General features: G+C 69.3%; 17 protein-coding genes and 2 tRNA genes. 12 read left to right on the top strand and 7 right to left on the bottom strand.

The features are described from left to right. Positions 1-69: 69 nt before the first annotated feature. Complete coding sequence (locus GF068_RS04235) at positions 70-387, top strand: BPTI/Kunitz domain-containing protein (RefSeq protein WP_153817960.1); 318 nt, start codon at positions 70-72, stop codon at positions 385-387. Positions 388-436: 49 nt separating this feature from the next. On the opposite strand, the gene GF068_RS04230 is transcribed toward GF068_RS04235, so the two are convergent. Further along, complete coding sequence (locus GF068_RS04230) at positions 437-2818, bottom strand: TolB family protein (protein WP_153817959.1); 2382 nt, start codon at positions 2816-2818, stop codon at positions 437-439. A gap of 109 nt (positions 2819-2927) precedes the next feature. On the opposite strand from GF068_RS04230, the gene GF068_RS04225 reads away from it, so the two are divergent. Further along, the gene (locus tag GF068_RS04225) at positions 2928-4055 is read left to right on the top strand and encodes a hypothetical protein (protein WP_153817958.1); all 1128 of its coding nucleotides are present in this window, start codon (positions 2928-2930) and stop codon (positions 4053-4055) included. 32 nt (positions 4056-4087) lie between these two features. On the opposite strand, the gene GF068_RS04220 is transcribed toward GF068_RS04225, so the two are convergent. Next, positions 4088-4717 (bottom strand): hypothetical protein, encoded by a 630-nt coding sequence (locus GF068_RS04220; protein WP_153817957.1) that lies wholly within the window; start codon positions 4715-4717, stop codon positions 4088-4090. Between the two features lie 157 nt (positions 4718-4874). Between GF068_RS04220 and GF068_RS04215 the strand changes: the two genes are divergently transcribed. Beyond that, the gene (locus tag GF068_RS04215) at positions 4875-6605 is read left to right on the top strand and encodes a serine/threonine protein kinase (RefSeq protein WP_153817956.1); all 1731 of its coding nucleotides are present in this window, start codon (positions 4875-4877) and stop codon (positions 6603-6605) included. On the opposite strand, the gene GF068_RS04210 is transcribed toward GF068_RS04215, so the two are convergent. The 3 genes from GF068_RS04210 to GF068_RS04200 form a co-directional block, all read right to left on the bottom strand. Then, positions 6581-7348, bottom strand: coding sequence for a hypothetical protein (locus tag GF068_RS04210; RefSeq protein ID WP_153817955.1), 768 nt, complete (start codon positions 7346-7348; stop codon positions 6581-6583). The two genes, GF068_RS04215 and GF068_RS04210, sit on opposite strands and share 25 nt — an antisense overlap. Beyond that, positions 7326-8045: a translation initiation factor IF-3 gene (infC, locus tag GF068_RS04205; protein ID WP_153817954.1), complete on the bottom strand. Its 720-nt coding sequence runs from the start codon at positions 8043-8045 to the stop codon at positions 7326-7328. Before infC ends, GF068_RS04210 begins: the two co-directional genes overlap by 23 nt. A gap of 429 nt (positions 8046-8474) precedes the next feature. After that, positions 8475-8546 (bottom strand) — tRNA-Val (locus tag GF068_RS04200). A 275-nt stretch (positions 8547-8821) separates the two neighbouring features. Here GF068_RS04200 and yajC point away from each other — a divergent pair. From yajC to GF068_RS04170, 6 genes are all read left to right on the top strand, one after another. After that, complete coding sequence (yajC, locus tag GF068_RS04195; protein ID WP_153817953.1) at positions 8822-9235, top strand: preprotein translocase subunit YajC; 414 nt, start codon at positions 8822-8824, stop codon at positions 9233-9235. A 55-nt stretch (positions 9236-9290) separates the two neighbouring features. Continuing rightward, entirely contained in the window at positions 9291-11438 is a 2148-nt protein-coding gene (gene secD, locus GF068_RS04190) for a protein translocase subunit SecD (protein WP_153817952.1), read from the top strand. A gap of 10 nt (positions 11439-11448) precedes the next feature. Further along, positions 11449-12705 (top strand): protein translocase subunit SecF, encoded by a 1257-nt coding sequence (gene secF, locus GF068_RS04185; protein WP_153817951.1) that lies wholly within the window; start codon positions 11449-11451, stop codon positions 12703-12705. A gap of 147 nt (positions 12706-12852) precedes the next feature. Next, positions 12853-14631, top strand: a complete 1779-nt coding sequence (gene recJ, locus GF068_RS04180; RefSeq protein WP_153817950.1) for a single-stranded-DNA-specific exonuclease RecJ — start codon at positions 12853-12855, stop codon at positions 14629-14631. 11 nt (positions 14632-14642) lie between these two features. Then, on the top strand, positions 14643-15422 hold the full coding sequence (locus tag GF068_RS04175) for an ABC transporter ATP-binding protein (protein WP_338046215.1): 780 nt from the start codon (positions 14643-14645) through the stop codon (positions 15420-15422). A 35-nt stretch (positions 15423-15457) separates the two neighbouring features. Continuing rightward, positions 15458-16582, top strand: a complete 1125-nt coding sequence (locus tag GF068_RS04170) for an MlaD family protein (RefSeq protein WP_240806588.1) — start codon at positions 15458-15460, stop codon at positions 16580-16582. Between the two features lie 5 nt (positions 16583-16587). Here GF068_RS04170 and pdxR read toward each other — a convergent pair whose 3' ends face one another. Then, positions 16588-18078, bottom strand: coding sequence for a MocR-like pyridoxine biosynthesis transcription factor PdxR (gene pdxR, locus GF068_RS04165; RefSeq protein WP_338046214.1), 1491 nt, complete (start codon positions 18076-18078; stop codon positions 16588-16590). 90 nt (positions 18079-18168) lie between these two features. On the opposite strand from pdxR, the gene GF068_RS04160 reads away from it, so the two are divergent. From GF068_RS04160 to GF068_RS04150, 3 genes are all read left to right on the top strand, one after another. Then, on the top strand, positions 18169-19185 hold the full coding sequence (locus GF068_RS04160) for a GNAT family N-acetyltransferase (RefSeq protein ID WP_240806587.1): 1017 nt from the start codon (positions 18169-18171) through the stop codon (positions 19183-19185). Between the two features lie 94 nt (positions 19186-19279). Beyond that, complete coding sequence (locus tag GF068_RS04155; RefSeq protein WP_153817948.1) at positions 19280-20491, top strand: pyridoxal phosphate-dependent aminotransferase; 1212 nt, start codon at positions 19280-19282, stop codon at positions 20489-20491. A gap of 104 nt (positions 20492-20595) precedes the next feature. After that, a tRNA-Val gene (locus tag GF068_RS04150) sits at positions 20596-20667 on the top strand. A gap of 249 nt (positions 20668-20916) precedes the next feature. Here GF068_RS04150 and GF068_RS04145 read toward each other — a convergent pair. After that, positions 20917-21804 (bottom strand): hypothetical protein, encoded by an 888-nt coding sequence (locus GF068_RS04145; protein WP_153817947.1) that lies wholly within the window; start codon positions 21802-21804, stop codon positions 20917-20919. Between the last annotated feature and the right edge of the window lie 132 nt (positions 21805-21936).

The raw sequence follows: 21936 nt of genomic DNA, 5'->3' as shown, positions 1-21936 counted from the left end.
CGTGCGCCTTATGTTCTCCGCCAGGCGGGCTCGTCCGAAGGGGCGCCCGCCGCGAGGGGGAGGTGCGCCATGCGAAGAGGTCTCGCGTCCGTATTCGTCGCCGTATCGATGTTCTTCGTCCTGCCCGCGTACGCGGCCGAGCGCGCGGAGGAAAACGCAGAGGTCGCGGAGGACGTGCAGGGCCTCGACGCGCAAGCGTTCCGGATCTGCCGCCAGCCCATCGTCACCGGACCGTGTCGCGCCGCGTTCCAGAGGTTCGCGTACAACGCGGCCGTCGGGCGGTGCGTGCCCTTCACGTATGGGGGCTGTCAGGGGAACGAGAACAATTTCAGGTCGATGCGTGACTGCGTGAACACGTGTTATCGACGCATGTACCGGATGCCCTGAGTCCGGGGGCGGGAGCGCCGCCGCCCCCGCCCCAAGGCTCACGGGATCGTCATTTCGGGCCGTCGAGCGTGCAGAACCCGTTCAGGCAGATGAGCTCCGGGTCGCAGCAATCGGTCTGCGTCGTGCACTTGTCGCCTTCGTTCGAGCACATGCCGTTCGGAGGCGTGTCGCCGCAGACGAGGACATCCGCGTTCATCGGGTCGGGCGAGCAATAACCATTGCAGCATTGATCGCCGGAGTCGCAGCCCGAGCCGTCGGCGCGGCAGGGCTCCTGCACCCAGAAGCCACGCGTATTGCCGGCGAGCAGCTCCTGCGCGGGCAGGTAAAACGCCGGGTGGCTGCCGTCCACGCCCGCCGGGGAGTTGAGGTCGACGGCCGCGACCCAGAGCTTCTTCGGCGTGATGTTCGTGATGAGGTTGACGCCGCGAGGATCACTGCAATACGGCGGGATCGTCGCGACGCTGCCGTACATGCGGCGGCTCGTGAAGACGACCCAGGCATACCCGCCCGAGGCGATGGGGTTCACCGTCGGCTCGTAGTTCATGTTCACGTCGTCGCCGTGGTCGGCGTCGAGGCCGCCGACCTGCGAGCCGTCGCCCGTGCAGGTCATCGAGACGGGCTGGGCGAGCTTCGGCAGGTACACGTTGCCGCCGTCCTTGCCATTGAGGTTGTCGAGCGGGACGGGCGCGCCGCCGTCGGCGCGGGCCATCGCGAGGTAGGCCTTGGCGCCCTTGCGCGTGCGCATGTCGCCGAGGTTGTTGCCGTCGACGCCGGCCGCGATCTGCTGGTGATACACGACGGCCTTGCCGTCCGGGAAAAACGCCGGCCAGCCGGGCCGCGTCTCGGCGGGCGCGCCCGTGTTGTCCACGAGGACGAGCGGGTTCGCGAAGGTGTTCGTCGCCGGATCGAAGTCCATGAGGACGAGCTTCTGCTGCGGGTTCGTGATCGACGCGCTCGCCATGGGGTTGAAGACGACACGTTTGCCATCCGGCGAGAACGAGGGCGTGCCGACGTTCGTGGCGGTGCCCGTGAGCCCGGAGCTCGGCTGGACCGTGCCGTCGGCGAGCGAGACGAGCGTCGCCCCCGTCGTGAGCGCGAGCGCGCCGTCCGGGGTGATGCCCGGGAACGCGCTGCCATTCGGGAGCGACGTCTGCGTGATAGCATTCGGGCTGATATCGTAGACGAACCGCTGGGCGCCGCCGTTCGTCGTCGCCACGAGGCGCGATCCGTTCGCCGCGACGGAGTGGCAGACGCGGCATTGCGTGGAGTCGCCGCTCTGGCCCGCGGCGAGCTTGGGCCCCGTGTCCCCGACCTTGATCGAGAGCACCGCGCCGCCGAACATGCCGTCGCCGCCCACGGCGCCGCCGAGGTTCTTGGCGAGGTTCGTGCCATACGAGGTGTAATAAATGGCGCCCGAGAGACGGCCCGGCGCGACGGTCCACGTCTCCGTGATCGGGCCATACCCCATTTCGCCCTTCGCCACCGTGAGACGGACGACGAGCTGGTCGGGCGAGCCGTCGAGCGTCTTTCCGCCGGCCGTATTCGTGGCCATGGCCCAGACGTCCTGCGGGATCGGGTGGCGAAGGAAAGGACCACCCGTCTGCGCGAGGATCTGCGGCTTGCCGAACGTGCCCTTCCAGGAGAACGAGCCGCTCGTGGTCGTGAGCTCGATCTTGATGGCGTCGACGTCGCCGAGCGTCGATTCCCACTGGAGCAAGGGCGCCGTCATGCCGCGCGGCCAGACCGTGCGGTCGTAGGGATAGAGGAATTTCAGCCCCTCGCCCTGGCCATTGCTGGCCGGCGTATCGAGGGCCGCGATCACGGCTGGGCTCTCGACCCCGACGCCGAGCCCCTCGCCGCCGACGCCGCCGACGCCGCCGCCCGCCGTGAGCTCGGGGATCGTCGTGGCGATCTGGCCGGCCTGGGCGGGGTTGCTCGGGTCCGCTCCATTCTGCTGGCCCGTGAGCTTCACGAGGAGGTTGCGCTCGACGACCTCTCCGTTGAGGCCGGCGCGGACGCGGACGACGCCGCCCACCGCGCCCTTCGGCGTGAACGTCGCCGTGGTCGCGGGCCCGGGCGTGACGCTGCCGATCTCGCCGCGGTCGACGCTCCAGCCCGCGCCGATGGGGTTTCCATCGAGGAACGAGGAGTACGTGACCGTGGGGGTGTTCTGACCCGCGACGACCGTGATCTCCTGCGGCAAACTCGGCTGGACGTCGAGGCCCTGCACCTGGCCTCCGCCGCCGCCCACGCCCGACGCGGGCCCGACGAAGATGTCGCCGCCGTCCCCGCCGAGGCCGCCGTTTCCGCCGCTGTTCGAGCCCCCCGAGCCGCTCGATGGGTTGCCCCCGGCTCCGGAGGAGGAGCTGCCGCCTCCGCAGGCAGCCGCGAGCACCGCTCCGCCGAGGGCCGTCACGAGAAAGATTCCCAAGCGAGATCGACGATTCAACATAAACGACAAGGCTACAGGGGAGGAGGACTCGGCCGCAAGGGTGAAGGTCGGGCGCGAGCGCGGCACACACCTTGCCAAGCGCGTGCCCATGACCTACCAATCCGCCATTCTTGCCTTCTCGACCATGATCCTCGTGTCAGGCTGCCAGTTCGCGGCGCCCGGGGACCGCGCTTCCCTCAATACGTGCGCGACGCCGCCGTGCGAGGTGGTCTGTCCCGAGGGCGAGACGTGCTCGCCCGATACGCCGAATGGCCTCTTTTTCGGGAGTGATTCGCTCGTCGGCACCCTCTTCGGGGGCGGCGGCCCCCACCCCATCGCCGAGGGCGGCACGCAAACGATCTCCGTCTTCCGCGACGCGAACGGCACGAAACCCTTCTCCCCGTTCACCGCCGACGCCGAGGCGCCGCTCGAGATCGCCGAGGTCGAGGCCCCGAGCGTCAAGGTGCGCGGCGCGGCGGCAGGGTCGGGCTTTTTACGGATCCTCGATCCGGACGACGGCGCGCTGCACGACCGGATCTCGCTCCAGGTCCTGCCGATCAGCTCGGTCCGCGTCACCGACGCGACGATGGCGGTGCTCGACGCCGAGGGCGCGCAGAAGGACGAGCTGGCGTTGTTCGCCGGGACAAACGTGGAGCTCGGCCTCCTCTTGTTCGGCGAAGCTCCGAACGGCCAGGGCCCGGTGCAGCTCGTCGATGACAGCACGACGATCGTGATCACGGGGGACGCGACCGACAGCGGCGAGGTATCGTCGTGGGATCGGCGCCGCGTGACGGTGGGCGCGTCGGGGAGCGTGAACGTGAGCGTGAAGGCGGGGGCGGGCGAGCCGGTCGACGTGACGTTCCCCGTCGTGAGCGAGATCGACGATATCGTCGCGACGAAGAGCCTGTTCAGCACGGATCTGACCCAGCCGCTCACCGTGGGCAAGGCGAACAGCGTGTGCTTTCGAGGCCTCTCGGGGGCGCGCGTGGTGGCCGGCCTCTCCTGGGCTTATTCGGGGGATACGAAGATCGAAGTGGAGCCCGTCGACGCCATGTGCGCGAGCTTCAAGCCCCTCGCCGCCGGGAATGCGTCGATCGTCGTGGAGGCGGGAGGCCTGCAGAAGACCTTCCCCGTGACGATCGTGGCGGCGGTGAAGGGCGAGGCGCCCGCCGAAAAGGCGCCCTCCCCGGGCGAGGTTCGTCCCGAATTCACGCCCGGCGAGCGCGCGGGCCTCTGAGCGATTCGCGCGCGTGCGCCCCGGTCAGGGCCTCAGGGCATGGCCGGGACGACCGCGCAATGGCCGGCGACGCAATCGGCCTTCCACTCCGTCGGATACACGGGCGCGCAGGCCGGACACCCCGTATCGGGCGGGCAGAGGAGCTCGTAGACCGCCGAGGTGGCGCTCGCCGCGATCGCGACGAGACCGGCGCCGTCGCCCGCGCAGGGCTCGCAGCACCCCATTCCAAGCCTGAGCCTGCAATCGGCCGCCGTCGTGCATTCGCTGAATCCGTGCTGCGTGACGTCGGCGGCCGCGCAGCCCCCGGCCTCGCAATAGGCGAAGAGGTCCGGGTTCGGCAGGGGCGCGCACGGAGGGCAGGGCGGCAATTCGGCGGGGCACATGGAGCTCACGTAATCGTCGGCGAGATCCGCGTGCACGGGCTCGACGTCCGCGAGCGTGGGCTCGCCGCACGCGCAGCAGGTATTCGGCGCCAGCGTGCACTGCCCGGGGCCCGTGCAGGCGCCGAATTGCGGGGCGCCGCCCGCGCCGCCGCCTCCGCTGCCGCCGCCCGCGCCGCCGTTTCCGCCGCCCTCGACCTCGCTGCCGCAGGCCGCGGGCAGCGTGGCCACGAGGAAGGCCGATACCAGAAAGATTCCCCAATTCGATCGAGGTCGAAGCATGAGAGCCAGCGTACGAACGTTGAGGCTCGCGGTGCAAGGAAGAACGTAGGGGGCGGCCTCGTTCGGGCACCCGCCTCGGGGTGGGGTCGTGGTAGGATGCTGGATCCCGGCGCGCGGGCTCGACCGGCGGCCGAGGAGAGGGTAGTCCTCGTCAGGCATGAAGCAGGGGCATCAGCAGCAGCGGTACCGCGTCCTCGATCGCCTCGCGGCGGGCGGCATGGCCGAGGTGTTCCTCGCGGAGAGCGCGGGCATCGAGGGATTCAAGAAGCGGGTGGCGATCAAGAAGGTCTTGCCCCACCTGTCCGAGAAGAAGCGCTTCATCGCGATGTTCCTCGACGAGGCGCGCCTGTCGGCGCAGCTCAGCCATTCGAATGTCGCGCAGGTATTCGACATCGGCGTCGGCGATAACGCGTACTTCATCGTGATGGAGTACGTCGATGGCTCGGACCTGAAGGCCATCATCGAATTCATGCGCAAGACGAAGCGGCCCTTCCCGGTGGAGGTCGCCGTCTACATCGCCGAGAAGATCTGCGACGGCCTCGCCTACGCGCACGAGGCGAAAAACGCCGAGGGCCTGCCGCTCCGCATCGTGCACCGCGACGTCTCGCCCGCGAACGTGCTCATCACGAAATACGGCGAGATCAAGATCGTCGATTTCGGCCTCGCCAAAGCCACGAGCCAGCTCGAGAAGAGCGAGCCGGGCATCGTGAAAGGGAAGTTCGGCTACCTCTCGCCCGAGTCGACGCAGGGCAGCGAGGTCGACGCGCGCACCGACGTCTTCGCCGTGGGGATCATCCTGTGGGAGATCCTCGCGCAGAAGCGCCTCTTCCTCGGCGAAAACGATCTGCAGACCGTGATGATGGTCCGCGAGGCCCTCGTGCCGCCGCTCGCGCCCCACAACAAGGACGTGCCGCAGGAGCTCGAGAAGATCATCAACCGCGCGCTCGCCCGCGACCCGGAGAAGCGGTACCAGAGCGCGCGCGAGCTCGGCCGCGCCCTGAACGGCTTCCTGTTCAAGTATGGAAGGCCCGTCGGTACCCACGACGTCGCCGAGCTCGTCAGCGGCACCGTGGCGCTGAGAAAGACCACGTCCCAGGAGAAAGACTCGACGCTGCACAAGCTCATCGAGGCCGCGCTGCTCGAGTTCGATTCGCTGCACGACGAGCCGCGCCCCGGCGCGCCGCGGGAGAAGTCGAAGCCCGAGATTGCCCCGCCGCCACCGCCGCCCGCCGAGGAGCGGCGCGGGCGGGTGTCCCACTTCGAGGACATCGGCAAATGGGCCGAAGAAATGGACCTCGCGCCCCTGAGCAGCGAGGCGCGCTCGGCCCGCTTCGGCCCCGCGTCCGCCAAGCCCGCATCCGTGAAGCCCGCGTCCGTGCGGAGCGCAGCGCCCGCCGAGAGCAAGCCCGCCGAGAACGAGCCCGCCGAGAGCCTGCCCGCCACGACGGTGAAGGAGACGCCGCAAGCGAAGTCGGACGAGAACGCACCCGCCGAGAGCCTGCCGGCCGCGACGGTGAAGGAGACGCCGCTGGCGAAGGCGGACGAGGGCTCCGTCGTGAGCGAGCCGGCCGAGACGGTGAAGGAGACGCCGCTGGCGAAGGCGGACGACGGGCCCATCGAGAGCGCGCCGGTCGCGATGAGGACGCCGATCCCGACGCAGAAGAAGGACGCCGCGGGCAAGACCACGAAGGCGGGGAAGTCGGGCGCGAAGGGGAAGAAGCGCGCCGAGGCGAAGCTCAGCCAGGAGAGCACGGCCGTGGTCGCGAAGAAGACGAACGTCGCGAAGCCCGCCGCGCCGGTGCAGAACCACGTGATGTGGCTCTACGTCGCCGCGGCGCTGCTCCTGCTCGCGGCGAGCGCGTATTACGGCGGGTTGTTCACGCCCTGAGCGCGCTTCCTGGGGTGGCGCGTCTTCGGGCGCGCGCCCTCGGGGAGCGCTTGCCGGCCCATCCGCGGGATCTCGACGGCCACGCTGAGCCGCTGATCGCCGCGCCAGACCTCACCCGTGATCACCTTGGCGTCTTGCCGGAGCGCGCCGGCGACGGCGCCGACGACGACGCCGACCGAGGTCGCGGGCGCGCCGCTGATACGCGTGAGCACGTCGCCGTCGCGGAGCCCGGCCCCGAAGCCGCCCACGCCCTGGAGCGTGATCCCCGCGGGCCTCGGGCCGCTCGCGGGCACGGGCACGCCCGAGGGGACGACGCCGCTCCGCACCGCCCGCGCCACGACGTCGGCGCGCACGTGAATGCCGCCGCGTGGCGCCGGCGTTCGTGCGGCCGAACCCTTCGTCGCAGGGCCACGCGTGTGGGCCTTCGGGCCTTCGTGCGGCTGCAAGACCTCGAGCCCGGGGACGTGTGGCAGGTCGAGGCCGAGATCGAGGGAGGTCGCGCCCGGCGCGGGTGCGTCGAGGTCGCCTGCGTTGCGAAAGGCGAACGCGCGATCGAGCACGTCGGCGAGCGCGGCGCCGAGGGAAGCGGCGCCGCGGTCGACGAGCACACGCGAGGCGAGAGGGAGGGTGACGAGCGGCAGGACGATCAGGAGCGCGGCGAGCAAGCGAGCGGAGGGAGCCGCTCGCCGCTCACCGCGGACGTTCGAAGCAGAGAGCTCTTCAGCCCTCTTCCTCGTCGTCATCCTCGTCGTCATCCTCTTCGTCGAGCTGCTCCTCGAGCTTGCGCAGCGCCTCCTCTTGTTCGGTGGCGGCGGGCGCGGTGCGGCCCTCCTGGAGCGCCTTCTGCCGCGCCTTCTCGGCCGCGGCGCGGGCCTGCGCGACCTTCTGCATCACGGCGGGCTTGGGCGCGATGAGCAACGTCATCGTGCGTTGCTCCATGGCGGGTCGGACCTCGACGTTCGCGAGCTCCTCGCACTGCTGCACGATCCAGTCGAGCTGCTCCTGCGCCTTCTCGGGGTGCGTGATCTCGCGGCCGCGGAAGCGCACGGTGAACTTGACCTTGTGACCGGCCTCGATGAAGCGCAGCGCCGCGCGCGACTTGAAGGCGAGGTCGTGATCGTCCGTCTTCGGGCGGAGCTTGATCTCCTTGATCTCGACCACGCTCTGCTTGCGCTTCGCCTCGCGCGCCTTCTTCTTCTCGTCGTACTTGTACTTGCCGAAGTCGAGGATCTTGCAGACGGGCGGATCGGCCTTGGGGTTGACCTCCACCAGATCGAGGCCTCGCTCCTGGGCGCGCCGCAGGGCCTCGTGGGTCGGCATGATGCCGAGCATCTCGCCCTCTTCCCCGATGACCCGGATCTCCGGAACCCGGATTCGCTGGTTGATTCGGATCTGAGGTCCTCGCTGGGCCTGCCGAGGGTCGAAGCGTCGCATGCTCATGTGTGGTCTCGCTGTCTCCTTCTCTTGATCTACCGACGATTCACGGTCGGCCCCGTTCGCCCGTCGGGATGACGGGTGCCGCAGGGCCTACACAATCTCGCCCGGATGGGCCGCGTTATCAACGGGCGCAAGCTGTCTCCGGGGCCGAAGTTACGCGCGGCGCTCGATCTCCACCATGGGAGGGCGCGCGCGGGGGCACCCCGGCGGCGTGTGCCGCGCTCGGGGCTCTCCGCTTGGCACGGGGAGGCGAAACGTCCTGCGTGCGCGGGCGGCCTTTGCACGCTCCACATCGCGTGCACGACGTGAGCCGCTCGCCCGGCGTGCGCCGCGGTTCCGTTCTGGGTGACCCCAAAGGTCCTCACGAGGACGGGCAGGCGACGTCCGCCAGGAGGCGGGAACCTGCAGAAAGGTCCTCGTAACGAATCTTTGTAGGCGCGGCCGGGTTCGAACCGGCGACCCCTACCGTGTCAAGGTAGTGCTCTACCACTGAGCTACGCGCCTGTACCGCTTCCTCCGGCGCCGCGATGTGCGTCGTCGAAGGGAGGCGCATCGGTACCAGGCGGCTCGGCTCTGGTCAAGAAAAAAAACGAAACGAGGGGGACGGGAAGGTGGGGAAGGGGGGCCGGCCCGGGGTTCGGACCATTTGTTCCAGGCTCTCCGGCGGTTCCTTGCGTGGAACCTCGATCGTGGGTATGGACGGCCGCTTTCCGAGTGTATCGGGGGCTCGCATTCGGGGAGCCGAGCTTCGTCCCCGTGGAGGTTACCGCCTCGTGACCATGCTGTTTTTGTCTCAGCCGACCACCGTCTCCCCTGGCCAAGGCGCTCCGCCTGCGCCCGCCCAGCCTTCCCAGGGTGCCCCCGCGGCGCCCGAAGGTGGTGGCGGCGGCGGGCAGCCCTTCGGCGGGATGACCATCCTCTTCTTCCTGCTGCCGCTGCTCTTCGTGTTCCTGATGACCCGGAGCCAGTCGAAGAAACAGAAGGAGCTCGAAGCGGCCTTGAAGCCGGGCGACAAGGTCGTCACCCAGGCGGGGCTCATCGGCAAGCTCATCGAGGTCGGGGACAGGACGGTCAAGCTGGAGATCGCGCCCGGCGTGAACGTGCAGGTGCTGAAGACGGCCATCCAGGGCGTCGACGGCGAGCCGAAGCCCGCCGCCGAGGCGAAGGACAAGGCGCAGGAAAAGAAAGCATAGCGCGCGCGCTTCGGCTAAGAAGGGCTCGCGACCGCCCCCCCGAGTCGACCCTCCCATGATCTACAACATCCTCCAGTACGCATTCGCCGGCCTCGGCGCGCTGTCCCTCGGGCTCGGCGTGTGGCAGAGGTCGAAGCGCGGCGTCTTCCTCATGTCGGCGATCGCGTCGTTTTGCGCTGCGATCGCCGCGCACTACCACGTGTTCTGGGCGACCGCGTTCTTCGGGCTCTGCGTGCCGTGGGCCCTCGTCTGCGCGCTGAACACGATCGATCTCGCGTGGCGCGCGAAGGCCGGGTTCGTCCTGTTCCTCGCGCTCGGCTCTTGGCTCGCCATCTACCCGACGTACTCGGACGAGCGGTACGGCCGCATCGACCGCTCGGGGCTCGGCCCCGAGGAGAGCGTGAAGATCGAAGAGGACGCGCGCGTGGGCAACCGCGGCGTGCGCGAGTGGCTGCTCTCGAACATCGACTTCCGCCTCGTGCGCGGCCTCGACCTGAAGGGCGGCCTGCGGCTCGTCTACACGGTCGACGTCGACGAGGCGATCAAGGACAAGCGAGACCGTTACTACGACGAGGTGCGGCAGGCGCTCGCGCGGGCCTTCGGGATCGTGGGGGCGGAGCAGCAGGCGTCGGTCGAGGACCTGAAGAAGCTCGTCGGCAAGGTGCGCGTCGAGAAGTCGCGCGACAACGCGAGCACGCTCTACATCAACTTCGAGGACGCGGCGGACGCGGACAAGATCACCGACGAGTTCATGCGTCCGTTCTCGGAGATGCAGCGGCAGTTCTCCGCGGATCGCAAGCGCGTCACGCTGCGCATCAAGAGCGACGTCGAGACGGAGATCCGCTCGAAGGCCGTGACGCAGGCGAAGGAGACGGTGAACCGCCGCGTCGACAGCATGGGCCTCAAGGAGGCCGGCGTCACGACGCGCGACGAGGACATCATCATCGAGGTCCCCGGCGACAACGACCAGACGTTCGCCGAGATCCGCGACATCGTCAGCCAGACGGCGCGCCTCGAGTTCAAGCTGCTCGACGACGACGTGAACTTCTTCGAGGCCGAGGTCCGGAACCCGAAGAACCAGGAAGTGAAGGGCCTGCGTTTCCAGCAGGAGCAGGTCTCGGTCGGCCCGGGCAAGCAGAAGGTCAACTACTACGCGGTGCTCGAGCGCATGGAGGGCGAGGACCTTCGCCAGGCGCTCGCGCGGCTGCAGGAGTGGGCGTCGACGCTGCAGGTGCCGGACGATCACGAGATCGGCTTCGGCAAGTACCAGGCGTACGACGAGGAGACGGAGACGGTCGAGGACGTCGGCTGGCGGACCTACTACCTCTTCAGCAAGGCCGAGATCACCGGCGACATGATCAGCGACGCGCAGGCGATGCCCGATCCGAGTGATCGTGGCCTCGGCGGCTGGCTCGTGCAGATGAAGATGACGAGCGTCGGCGGCGATCGCTTCGAGGACATCACCGAGAAGAACGTGAAGCGCCGCTTCGCGATCATCCTCGACCAGAAGGTCGAGAGCGCGCCCGTCATCCAGACGAAGATCCCGGGCGGCGTCGCGACGATCACGATGGGCTCGGCGAACCCGGATCAGCAGATCGACGACGCGCGCAAGCTCGAGCTCGTGCTGCGTTCGGGCGCGCTGCCCGCGCCGATCTCGCCCTCGAACGAGCAGCGGATCGGCGCCTCGCTCGGTCAGGACGCGATCGTGGAGGGCATGAAGGGCGCCGCGGCGGGCGCGGGCCTCGTGCTCCTGCTCATGGTCGGCTACTACAACCGCGCCGGCATGATCGCGAACATCGCCGTCCTCTTCAACCTGGTGCTCCAGGTGGCGATCCTCGCGATGTTCGGCGCGTCGATGACGCTGCCGGGGATCGCGGGCCTCGCGCTGACGATCGGCATCTCCGTCGACGCGAACGTGCTCATCAACGAGCGCATCCGCGAGGAGCTGCACGCCGGCAAGAGCCCGCGGGCGGCGGTGGACATCGGCTACGACAAGGCCTTCAGCGCCATCCTCGACGGGCACGTGACCACGCTGATCTCGGGCCTCATCCTGGCGCAGTACGGTTCGGGTCCCATCAAGGGCTTCGCGATCACGCTCATCGTGGGCATCGCGGTCAGCCTGTTCACCGGCGTCGTCTGCACCCGCCTGATGTTCGACTGGGCGGTGCGGGCTCGCAAGGTCAAGAAGCTCCACCTCGGCTGAGGCGCTGCACATGGAATTCATCAAGCCTGGGCGACAGTTCGACTTCATGGGCAAGCGCTGGATTGCCCTCGGGATCAGCGCGGCGCTGTTGCTCGTGTCGATCATCGCCTTCTTCAAGCCTGGTCCCCAGCTCGGCACGGACTTCAAGGGCGGCACGGAGCTCGAGGTCGCCTTCCTTCAGCCGACGGACGCCGGCGAGATCCGCAGCGCCGTCGAGTCGCTCGGCTTCAACGCGCCCGACGTCATCCGCGTGAAGGACAGCGGGGCCGAGAACGCGCACCGCTTCCTCATCCGCGTGCAGGAGGTCAGCGCTCTCAGCGACGAGCAGAAGGAGGCGATCCGGCAGAAGGCCTGCGTCCTGCCCGAGGACGGCGCGGTGAGCCCGGACTTCGAGGCGCGTTGCCCCGCGAACGCGCGCGCGAGCGAGATCAAGTTCAGCCCCGGCGGCGACAAGATCTCGATGCGTTACGAGACGGAGCCCGATCTCGCGGCCATCAAGGCGCAGCTCACGGGCATCACGGGCATCGAGCTCCGCGCGGGCGAGAACAACCCCGTCGTGGTGAGCGCGCGTGACCACAAGGTCGAGGCGCAGCTCAAGTCGCGCGGCGATCAGCTCCTCGACGGCCTGCGCCAGAAGCTCGGCGCGGACCGCGTGCCGGAGCGCGCCCTTCGCGTCGAGTGGATCGGCCCGAAGGCAGGCGCCCAGCTCCGCGACGCGGCCATCCGCAGCATCGCGATCTCGATCGTGTTCATCATGGCCTACATCGCGTTCCGGTTCGATCTCCGGTTCGCGCCCGGCGGCATCGTCGCCCTCGTGCACGACGTGGGCATCGCGCTCGGGGCCATGATCCTCACGCACCGCGAGATCACGCTCTCCACGATCGCCGCGTTGCTCACGATCGTCGGCTACTCGATCACGGACACGGTCGTCGTGTACGACCGCGTCCGCGAGAACCTGGCGAGGCACCGGAACCTGTCGTTCCCGGCCATCGTCAACCTCTCGGTCTCCGAGATGCTCGGACGCACCATCATGACGTCGCTGACGACGGGGCTCACGATGGTCTGCTTCCTCATCTGGGGCACGGGCGTGATCAAGGACTTCGCGTTCGCCCTGTTGATAGGCATCCTCGTCGGCACGTACTCGTCGATCTACATCGCGGCGCCGTTCACCGAGTGGATCGACCGCACGTTCTTCGGCGGTCAGACGACGAACCAGAAGAAGGTCACCCGCACGAAGGCCGTCAAGCGCGCCGACGCGGTGGTCTGACCCCTTCTCCGTCTCGCAACGAAAAACGCCCCGTGGTGTGTCCCACCGCGGGGCGTTTCGTTTTTCCAGGAACCAACGTCGGATCGCGGCGGTTTTCCGACCGGCATGGACTCCGGACGGGGGCTGCGCTACGCGTGGACCCCACCGATGCTGAGCGACGCCGCGTGGACACAGGCGCCGGATCCCGAGGCTCGTGGGCTCGTCGTTCCGTCCGTCGCGGCGAACTCCGCTCCTACCCGCGCGGAGGTGATCCGAGATCCCGGGGAGGCGTCCGTCGAGGCGATGGAGCTCTCGCGGGCGCTGGGGCTGTCGATCACGGTCGCCGACGCGCTCTTCCGCGCAGGGCGCGGCGCCGACGCCGAGACGCGCCTCTTCCTCGAGCCGAAGCTCTCGCACCTCACGCCGCCCGACGCGATGGTGGATCGTGATCTCAGCGCGGATCGCCTCGCGCGGGCCATCCGCGCGCGCGAAAAGGTCGCGGTCTTCGGCGACTACGACTGCGATGGCATCACGTCGTGCGCGATCGTCACGGAGGTGCTGCGCACGCTCGGCGGAGACGTGGTGCCGCTGCTCGCGACACGCAAGGACGGGAGCTACGGCTTCAACGCGAAGGCGCTCGAGCGCGTACGAAAGACGGGCGCGACGCTGCTCGTGACGTGCGACTGCGGGTCGAGTGATCACGAGCGGCTCGCGACGGCGCGCACGTACGGCATCGAGACCCTGGTGATCGATCACCACCTCGTGCCCGCCGAGCCCTTGCCCGCGCTCGCGTTCTTGAACCCGCACCGGCCCGAGTGCGGCTTTCCGTTCAAGGGGCTCGCGTCGTGTGGGCTCGCGCTCTCGCTCGGCGCGGCGGTGCGGCGCGCGCTCGGCTCGAACCTCGACATGCGGCAGTGGCTCGATCTCGTGGCGATCGGGACCGTGGCCGACGTGGCACCGCTCGTCGGCGACAACCGCGCCCTCGTGCGGGCCGGGCTCATGGTGCTCGGCCAGGGCGCGCGGCCGGGCCTGCGAGCGCTGGCCGAGCTCGCGCGGCTGGATCTCGGGCACGGCGTGAGCGCGGACGACGTCGCGTACCGCATCGCGCCGCGGCTCAACGCGCCGGGCAGGCTCGAGGATCCGGATCTGTCGCTCGCGCTCCTGCTCGAGCGGGACAGCACGCGCGCGGCCGGGATCGCCGCGACGATCGAGCAACTGACGGCGCAGCGGCGTGCGATCCAGGAGGAGATGATCGGGCAGGCGTTACGCGAGATCGAGGCGAACGGCTGGGCGAAGGAGCCGGGCATCGTGCTCGCGCGCGAGGGGTGGCACCCGGGGATCGTGGGGATCGTGGCGGGCCGCGTGGCCTCGAAGTTCGGCAAGCCCACGATCGTGGTGGCGCTCGAGGGCGGAGCGGGGCGCGGATCGGTGCGTGGGCCGATGGGCTTTCCGCTGCACGACGCGCTCGTGCTCTCGCGCGCGGGGCTCGTCGGGTTCGGCGGGCATCAGGCGGCGGCGGGCGTCGAGGTGCGGGCCGATCGTGTCGATGCGCTGCGCGCGCTCTGGTGCGACGCGGCGATCGCGCTCGGGGCGGGCAAGCTCGGCCCGACGGAGGGCGAAGCGGACGTGCGCCTCGACGATCGGGACGAGCCGGCGGTGGTGGCGCGGGATCTCGAGCGGCTCGAGCCTTGCGGGCAGGGCAACCGCGCGCCGCGTGTGCTCGTGCGGAACGTGCCGGTGCGCGTGTCGCGTGTGATCAAGGGGCACCTCAAGCTGGAGATCGCGCTCAAGCGGCACGTGATCGGCGCGTTCGGCTACGAGCTCGGATCCTTGGCGAACGGCCTCTCGGGTGGGCGCGTGGACATCGTCGGTCGGCTGCGGCGCGACACGTTCCGGGGCGGCAGCGCGGTCGAGATCCGCATCGATCGCGTGGAGCGGACGAGCTAGGAGAGATTCGCGTGAAGGAGCCGATCATCCGCTTCCGCGACGTGCGCAAGGCCTTTGGCCCGAAGGTCATCTATCGCGGCTTGAACCTCGAGGTGTTCGCGGGGGAGACGCTCACGGTGATCGGCGGCTCGGGCGTGGGCAAGAGCGTGATGCTGAAGCTCTTGATCCGCCTGCTCGAGGCCGACGCCGGGGCGATCACGTTCCACGGCGAGGACATCACGAAGATGAAGGAGGCGAAGGCGCGCCTCATCCGCCGGCGGATCGCGATGCTCTTCCAGGGCGCGGCGTTGTTCGACTCGATCTCGGTGGGCGAAAACGTCGCGTATGGCCTGCACGAGCACTACCGGGACGAGATGACCGAGGTGCAGATCGCCGAGCGCGTCGACTGGGCGCTCTCGCTCGTGGGGCTGCCGGGCATCGAGGCGATGCGGCCCTCGGATCTCTCGGGTGGCATGAAGAAGCGCGTGGGGCTCGCGCGGGCGATCGCGGTGCAGCCCGAGGTGCTGCTCTACGACGAGCCGACGACCGGGCTCGACCCGATCAACACCGAGCGCATCAACCACCTGATTCGCGGGCTCAAGAAGGCGCTCGACGTGACCAGCATCGTGGTCACGCACGACATGAAGAGCGCGTTCTCGATTTCCGACCGCATGGCCATGGTACAGGCGGGCGAGATCATCCTGTCCGGGCGGGTCGAGGAGTTTCAGCGGTCGACCGACCCGCGTGTGAAGAACTTCATCGAGGGGATCGCCCCGGTCAACGAGGACGTCGAGACGCTTCTGCGCGCGTGACGAGCCGCTCGTCTTCGACCATCATGGGTGTGCAGATGAACAGGTCGCGCGACGTCAAGGTCGGGCTCTTCGTGCTGGCGGGGCTGCTCTTCTCCGCGCTCGTGATCTTCTTGATCGGCGATGAGCGGCGCTTCTTCAGCTCGTCGGTGAAGTTCACGACGACGTTCGCGGACGTGCAGGGCCTCAAGCCCGGCGCGCCGGTGCGCATGGGCGGCATCGACATCGGCAACGTGAAGAAGGTCGGCTACCGGCCGGGCGCGGCGGAGGCCGTCGTCTACGTCGAGCTCGACGTCGTGAAGGCCGAGGCCGAGCGCATCCGCAAGGACAGCATCGCGCGTGTCGCCGCGAAGGGCCTGCTCGGCGACAAGATGATCGAGATCTCGAAGGGCACGTCGCCGGAGGCCGTGCCCCCGGGCGGCGCGATCCTCAGCGAGGAGCCCACGGATCTGATGGGCATCGCGCAGGGCATGACGGCGAAGGCAGACACGGCGCTCGGCAACATCTCGAAGATGAGCGAGACCCTCGCGGACGAGCGGCTGCACCAGGATCTGCGCGGCAGCGTGTCGTCGATGAACAAGCTGCTCAAGGACGTCGCCGAGGGCGAGGGGTACCCGAGGAAGTTCCTCACGGACAAAGAGGAAGCCGAGCGGATCTCGCGGACGTTGCAGAACCTCGATCGCGCGAGCTCCGAGCTCGCGCTCACGCTGGCCGAGGTGCGCGGCGTGGTGACGCGCGTGAAGTCGGGGCCCGGCTTCGCGCACGACATGATCTACGGCGACGGTCCGCAGAAGGAGATCGCGCAGTTCGGCGCGGCCGCGGGGGAGGTCGCTTCGACGCTGAAGGGCATCCGCGAGAGCGACAGCTTCGCGCATGACGCCCTCTACGGTGGCAAGGGCAACGGCGCCGAGGCGCTCGCCAACGTCACGGCGATGACCGCGGACCTGCGCGCCATCGTGGCCGACGTCCGCAAGGGCAAGGGCACCGTGGGCGCGCTGCTCGTCGATCCCTCGATCTACGAGGACGTCAAGGCGATCGTCGGCAACGTGAGCCGCAACGACATCCTGCGCGCGCTCGTGCGGTACTCGATCAAGCACGACGAGAAGAAGCCGGGCGTCGAGGTGACGCCGGGCAAAGAAGAGCCGGCGGCGCAGAACAAATAAGCGCTTCATGAAGCGGCCCGCGCGGCGCCCTTCATGGGCAGGGCCGCGCGGAGGCGCCGGGCGCCCTCGTGGATCTCGCGCTCGTCGAGCGCGGCGAAGCCGGCCCGGAAGAACGGGCGCGAGCGGCCGTCGAAGGCGTAGCGACGCGCAGGGTGAATGACGACGCCGGCTCGAAGGGCGCGCTCGGCCCAGGCGTCGACGTCGAGGCCCGGCGCGACGCGGATCCACATGGCCATGCCGCCCGAGGGCGGAGAGAAGTCGACGGCGTCGCCGAGGTTCTCGCGCAAGGCCTCCGCGAGGACGTCGCGACGGGCCTGGTAGACGCGGCGCATGCGGCGCGCGTGGCGTTGCACCTCGCCGTCCTCGAGCAGCTCGGCCACGGCGCGCTCGAGCGCGAGGTCGCCTTGCCTGTCGACGAACGTGCGGATCGCGGCGAGGCGCTCCACGAGCGGCGCGGGCGCGACGACGAAGCCGATGCGCAGGCCCGGCGCGAGGATCTTCGAGAGCGTGCCGATGTAGACGACGACGCCTGCGCGATCGGCGCTCGCGAGCGGCAAGACCGGGCGGCCGTCGTAGTGGAACTCGTGATCGTAGTCGTCCTCGAGGATCGCGATGCGGTTCGCGCGCGCGAGATCGAGCAGGCGGATGCGGCGCGCAGGCGAGAGCAGGGCCGTCGACGGATACTGGTGGTGCGGCGTGACGTAGACGGCGCGCACGGGCTCACGCGTGACGAGCGCGGCGAGGGCGTCGACCGAGAGCCCCTCCGCGTCGACGGGCAGAGGAGCGAGGCGCGCGCCCGTCTGCGCGAGCGCCTCCCACGCGGGGCGGTATCCGAGCGCCTCGACCGCGACCACGTCGCCGGGTCCGAGCAGCGCGCGTGCGCAGAGATCGAGCGCCATCTGGCTGCCACGCGTGACGAGCACGTCGCCCTGTGAAGCGCCGAGGCCTCGTACGGCCGCGAGCATGTCGGCGAGCGCCGCGCGGAGCTGCTCGTCCCCGCGCGCGTCGCCGTACTCGAAGAGCCGTCGTCCCGCGCCGCGGAGCACGCGCCGGTACGCTCGCGCGAGGACCTCCGTGGGCAGGAGCCGCAGATCCGGCGTGCCTCCCGAGAACACGATCGCGCCGGGTGGAGCTTCGCTGGACCAGCGCTCCGCGGATCCACGCGCCGGCAGATCGAAGCCCGCGCGCGCCGCGATCGTGCCGAGCATCGGCGGCGAGGCGCGCCGCCGCGGGACGTCGGGCATCGTGGGGGAGACGTAGGTCATCGTGGCGGAGCGGGTCTCGACCCAGCCTTGCGCGGCGAGCTCGCGGTACGCGGCGACGACGGTGTTGCGATGCACGCCGATGGATCGCGCGAGGGCGCGGCTGCCCGGGAGCGCGGCGCCGGGCTCGAGCCTGCCGCGGCGGATGTCCTCGATCACCGCGCGCGTGATCTGCACGAAGAGCGGGACGTCGGGGGAGGGGTCGAGGACGAGCGCGAGGGGATGTTTTCGCACGGAACTGGTCTACCCGATTTCTCCGAACTGGTCCTTCTCGGGGTACCAGATCGGGACCACCTTCCGCGCATGCGTAGGGAGATTTTCCGGATGGATCGTGCGGACGCGATCGCGCTCCTCGCGCGGGCGCCCGTGGTGCACGTCGCGTCGACGACGCCCGAAGGCGAGCCCGTGCTCCGCGTGGTGCATGGCGTGGTGGTGGGGGATCACCTGCTCTTTCACGGCGCGCCGGCCGGCGAGAAGATGGAGCTCGTCGGCAGGCCCGCCGTGGTCTCGGCCGAGGAGATCGTGGCCTCGATCCCGAGCTATTTCGTCGATCCCGAGCGCGCGTGCCCTGCGACCACGCTCTACCGGAGCACGCAGGTGCACGGCACGATCGAGCGTATCGAGGCGCCACGCGTGAAGGCCACGATGCTCGCGGCGCTGATGCAGAAGTACCAGCCCGAGGGAGGGTACGTGCCGATCGACGCCGAGCATCCGCTCTACAAGAAGGCCGTCCGTGGCGTGCTCGTGCTCGGCGTTTCGCTCGAGCGGATCGACGGGAAGGCGAAGCTCGCGCAGAACCGCGCGCCCGCGGAGATCACGCGGATGATGGAGCTCCTCTGGGCGCGCGGCGCGCCGGGCGACGTCGCGGCGGTGGATCTCCTGCGCGCGGCGAACCCGTCCGCCCCGGCGCCGTCGTTCCTCGAAGCACCCGAGGGCGCAGAGCTCGCGTGTGCGCTGGGGGAGGCGGAAGCGGACGAGGCGGCCGCCATGCTCGTCGGCACGTACTGGTGTGAAGGCGCGATGCCTGCGCGTATTCGCGTGGGGTTGCTTGGCTCGTCCGCCTGGGTCGGCGCGCGAGATCGATCAGGCGCGCTCGTGGGGACGGCGCGGGCGCTCGCGGACGGCGCGCGGCGTGCCTGGATGTACGACGTGATCGTCGCGGACGCGTGGCGAGGTCGCGGGCTCGGCCGCGCGCTCGTGCGGCTCTTGCTCGATCACCCGCGGTGCGCGGCGTGGAGACGGTGCTTTTGCGTACGCGTGATGCAACGAGGTTCTACGAGCCGTTCGGCTTCCGGACGCGGCATGTGCAGCGGACGGAGGGGCGCGAGATCCACGAGATGATCCTCGTGCGGAACGGACATGAGCCGTGAGGCCGCCTGCCCGCTTGCGTCGGGCAGGAAAGGCACGTAGTGCAGGTAAAAGAAGGGTCTCAGAGATGCCTCGTAAGCTCGCTGATCGTCTCTCCGCCGTGGCCCCGAGCGCCACCCTCGCGATGGCCGCTCAGGCCGCTCGCCTGCGAAGCCAGGGCCACAAGGTGTACTCCTTCAGCGTCGGCGAGCCGGACTTCGAGCCGCCGCGCCACGTGCTCGACGCTGCGAAGGCCGCGATCGACAAGGGCGTCGTCTCGCACTACACGGCCGTCACCGGCACGGCCGATCTCAAGGCCGCGATCTGCGCGGCGACCGAGCGCGATCGCGGGTATCGCCCCACGCCTGCAGAGATCACGGTCTCGTGCGGCGCGAAGCACGCGCTCTTCAACGTGGCCCTCGGCCTCTACGACCCAGGCGACGAGGTCATCATCCCCGCGCCTTACTGGGTGAGTTACCCCGAGCAGGTCCGCATCGTCGGCGCCACGCCCGTGATCGTCGAGACACGCGAGGAAAACGGCTTCCGCATGGATGCCGCGTCGCTCGAGCGCGCGATCACCGAGCGGACGAAGGCGATCATCCTCTGCACGCCTTCGAACCCCACGGGATCGGCCTATTCGGAGGGCGAGCTTCGCGCCTTGCTCGACGTCGTGCGCCGCCACGACGTCTGGCTCGTCGTCGACGAGATCTACGCCGACCTCACCTACGACGGCTTCCGCCATGTCTCGGTGCCTGCGATCGCGGAGGATCTACGGAGCCGTACGATCGTGATCTCGGGCGTGAGCAAGACGTATGCGATGACGGGCTGGCGTATCGGCTGGAGCGTCACGCCGCCGGAGCTCTCCAAGGTGCTCGACGTCGTGCAGAGCCAGAGCACCACGAACGCGACTGCGGTGGCGCAGGTCGCGGCTGCTGCTGCGCTCTCGGGGTCGCAGGATGCCGTGCGTGAGATGCGTGATGCGTTCGCGAAGCGCCGCACGCGCATGGTCGAGGGCCTGCGCAGCATCCCGGGCGTGCGCTGTCGGATGCCCGAGGGCGCGTTCTACGCGTTCGCCGACGTCCGGGGGCTTTACGGCATCCCCTACAAAAACGGCACGATTCAGAGTGATCTCGACGTCGCGATGTGGTTGCTCGAGTCGGCGCACGTGGCGAGCGTGGCGGGCACGCCCTTCGGCGCGCCGGGTTACGTGCGGTTCTCGTACGCTTGCTCCGAGGGCGACATCGACGGGGGGATCGAGGCCATCTGTGCGGTCGTCACGGCTGCCCGTGGAGCTGGCTGAAAAACTTCCGAGCGTCCCCATCATCAAAACACTTGTCTGGCGACATGGCTTGCGCTAGTCATGTCGCCGTCGTCGAGCCGCGGCGCGAGCCGCCAAACTCGAATGGGCGCATAACTCAGCGGTAGAGTGCATCCTTCACACGGATGAAGTCACAGGTTCAAATCCTGTTGCGCCCACCCCGCACCCGACCTCGTTGACCTTGCTCCACCAGGAGCCCTCGCGAGGCCACGATCGCCGACCCTGCCGCCTTGACTGGCAACACCGCCGCTGGTCTTGCCTTCGGCCCGCTGGATGAACTGCGCGTTGCGCAGTTCATCCACCCTCGGTCCAGGCCGTGCCTGGTCCGGGTCCAGGGGTGGACAACCCCTGGTCGGGGTCCGGGGTGAAACCCCGGGCGGCGCCTCTCTCTGCCTGCGGCGCTGCGCTCAGTCCGCCTGCTTCTGCTCCAGGCGCTTCGTGATGGCGTCGATCGTCGCGCGGAGATCCTTGCGGTCACCGAGGCAAACGAAGCAGTCCGCTTGACGGTGCCAGCTACAGCCCTTCGTCGCGAGCAGGGGTTTCAGGTGTGCGAGTGCGCGCTCGTCGCCGTCTTTTGCTGCGCGGGCGAAGAGCTTCTTGCGGTTGCAGCCGCTCGCTGCGCGGAGATCGTTTGCCACGATGAGCGCGGGTCCGGCGAGCTCGACGACCTTGGGATCCTTGAGGAGCTTCGACGCGCGCTCCTTTGGAAACTTGCCGAGGCCCGATGCGCTCAGGAGCTCGTAGAGCAGCTCGGGGCCACGCGGGCCCATGCCGGTCGCCATGATGTCGAGCGCGGTCGCTGCGACGTTCACCGGCCCGTTTGCCACGAGGAGGAGCGCCTGCTTGATGTCCGGGTCTCGCGCCATCTCCGGCGCGACGGTGAGGAGCTTGCGCACGGCCGTCATGGCCTTGCCGTAGTTCGCCTTGTCGCGCGTGTATGCGACGACGAGCGCCTCGAGCACTGCGGGATCGTCGCCGTACTTCTCTGCGAGCTCCGCGAGTGCCGTCGGGCCCTTCGCGCGTGCCTCGTCGAGCTCCTCCGCCGCCGCGCGTGTCGGCTCTGGCGGCGGATCCTTCGTCGCGACCTCTGCTGACGCTGCGACCCCTGCGGCTGCGTCCTCCGACGAACCTGCGTCGGCGGGCTCCACCACGGACACATTCTGCTCGAGTGCGTCGATGGGACCTGTGCCGCGTAACATGATCGCGAGCGCTACGATTCCCACGACGGAGACGAGCCCGAGGCCTGCGAGGGCGACGATGCGCGCGCCTCGGCTGGTGGTCGGCCGAGGTACCACGCGTGGCGTTTGTCCGGGTAACGCCGGCGCGTACACCGTCGCTGCTTCGGCGAGGCCGCCGCGCGTTGTGTCTTGCCCCGAACTCGAGGACGACCCGGCGCCGCTCATTCAGCCCCGCATGATACGGGTGAC

The organism is Polyangium spumosum (assembly GCF_009649845.1).
GTDB classification, from domain to species: Bacteria; Myxococcota_A; Polyangia; order Polyangiales; family Polyangiaceae; genus Polyangium; species Polyangium spumosum.
Note: the sequence above shows the minus strand (reverse complement) of the source record. Positions and strands in the feature narration are given on the sequence as shown.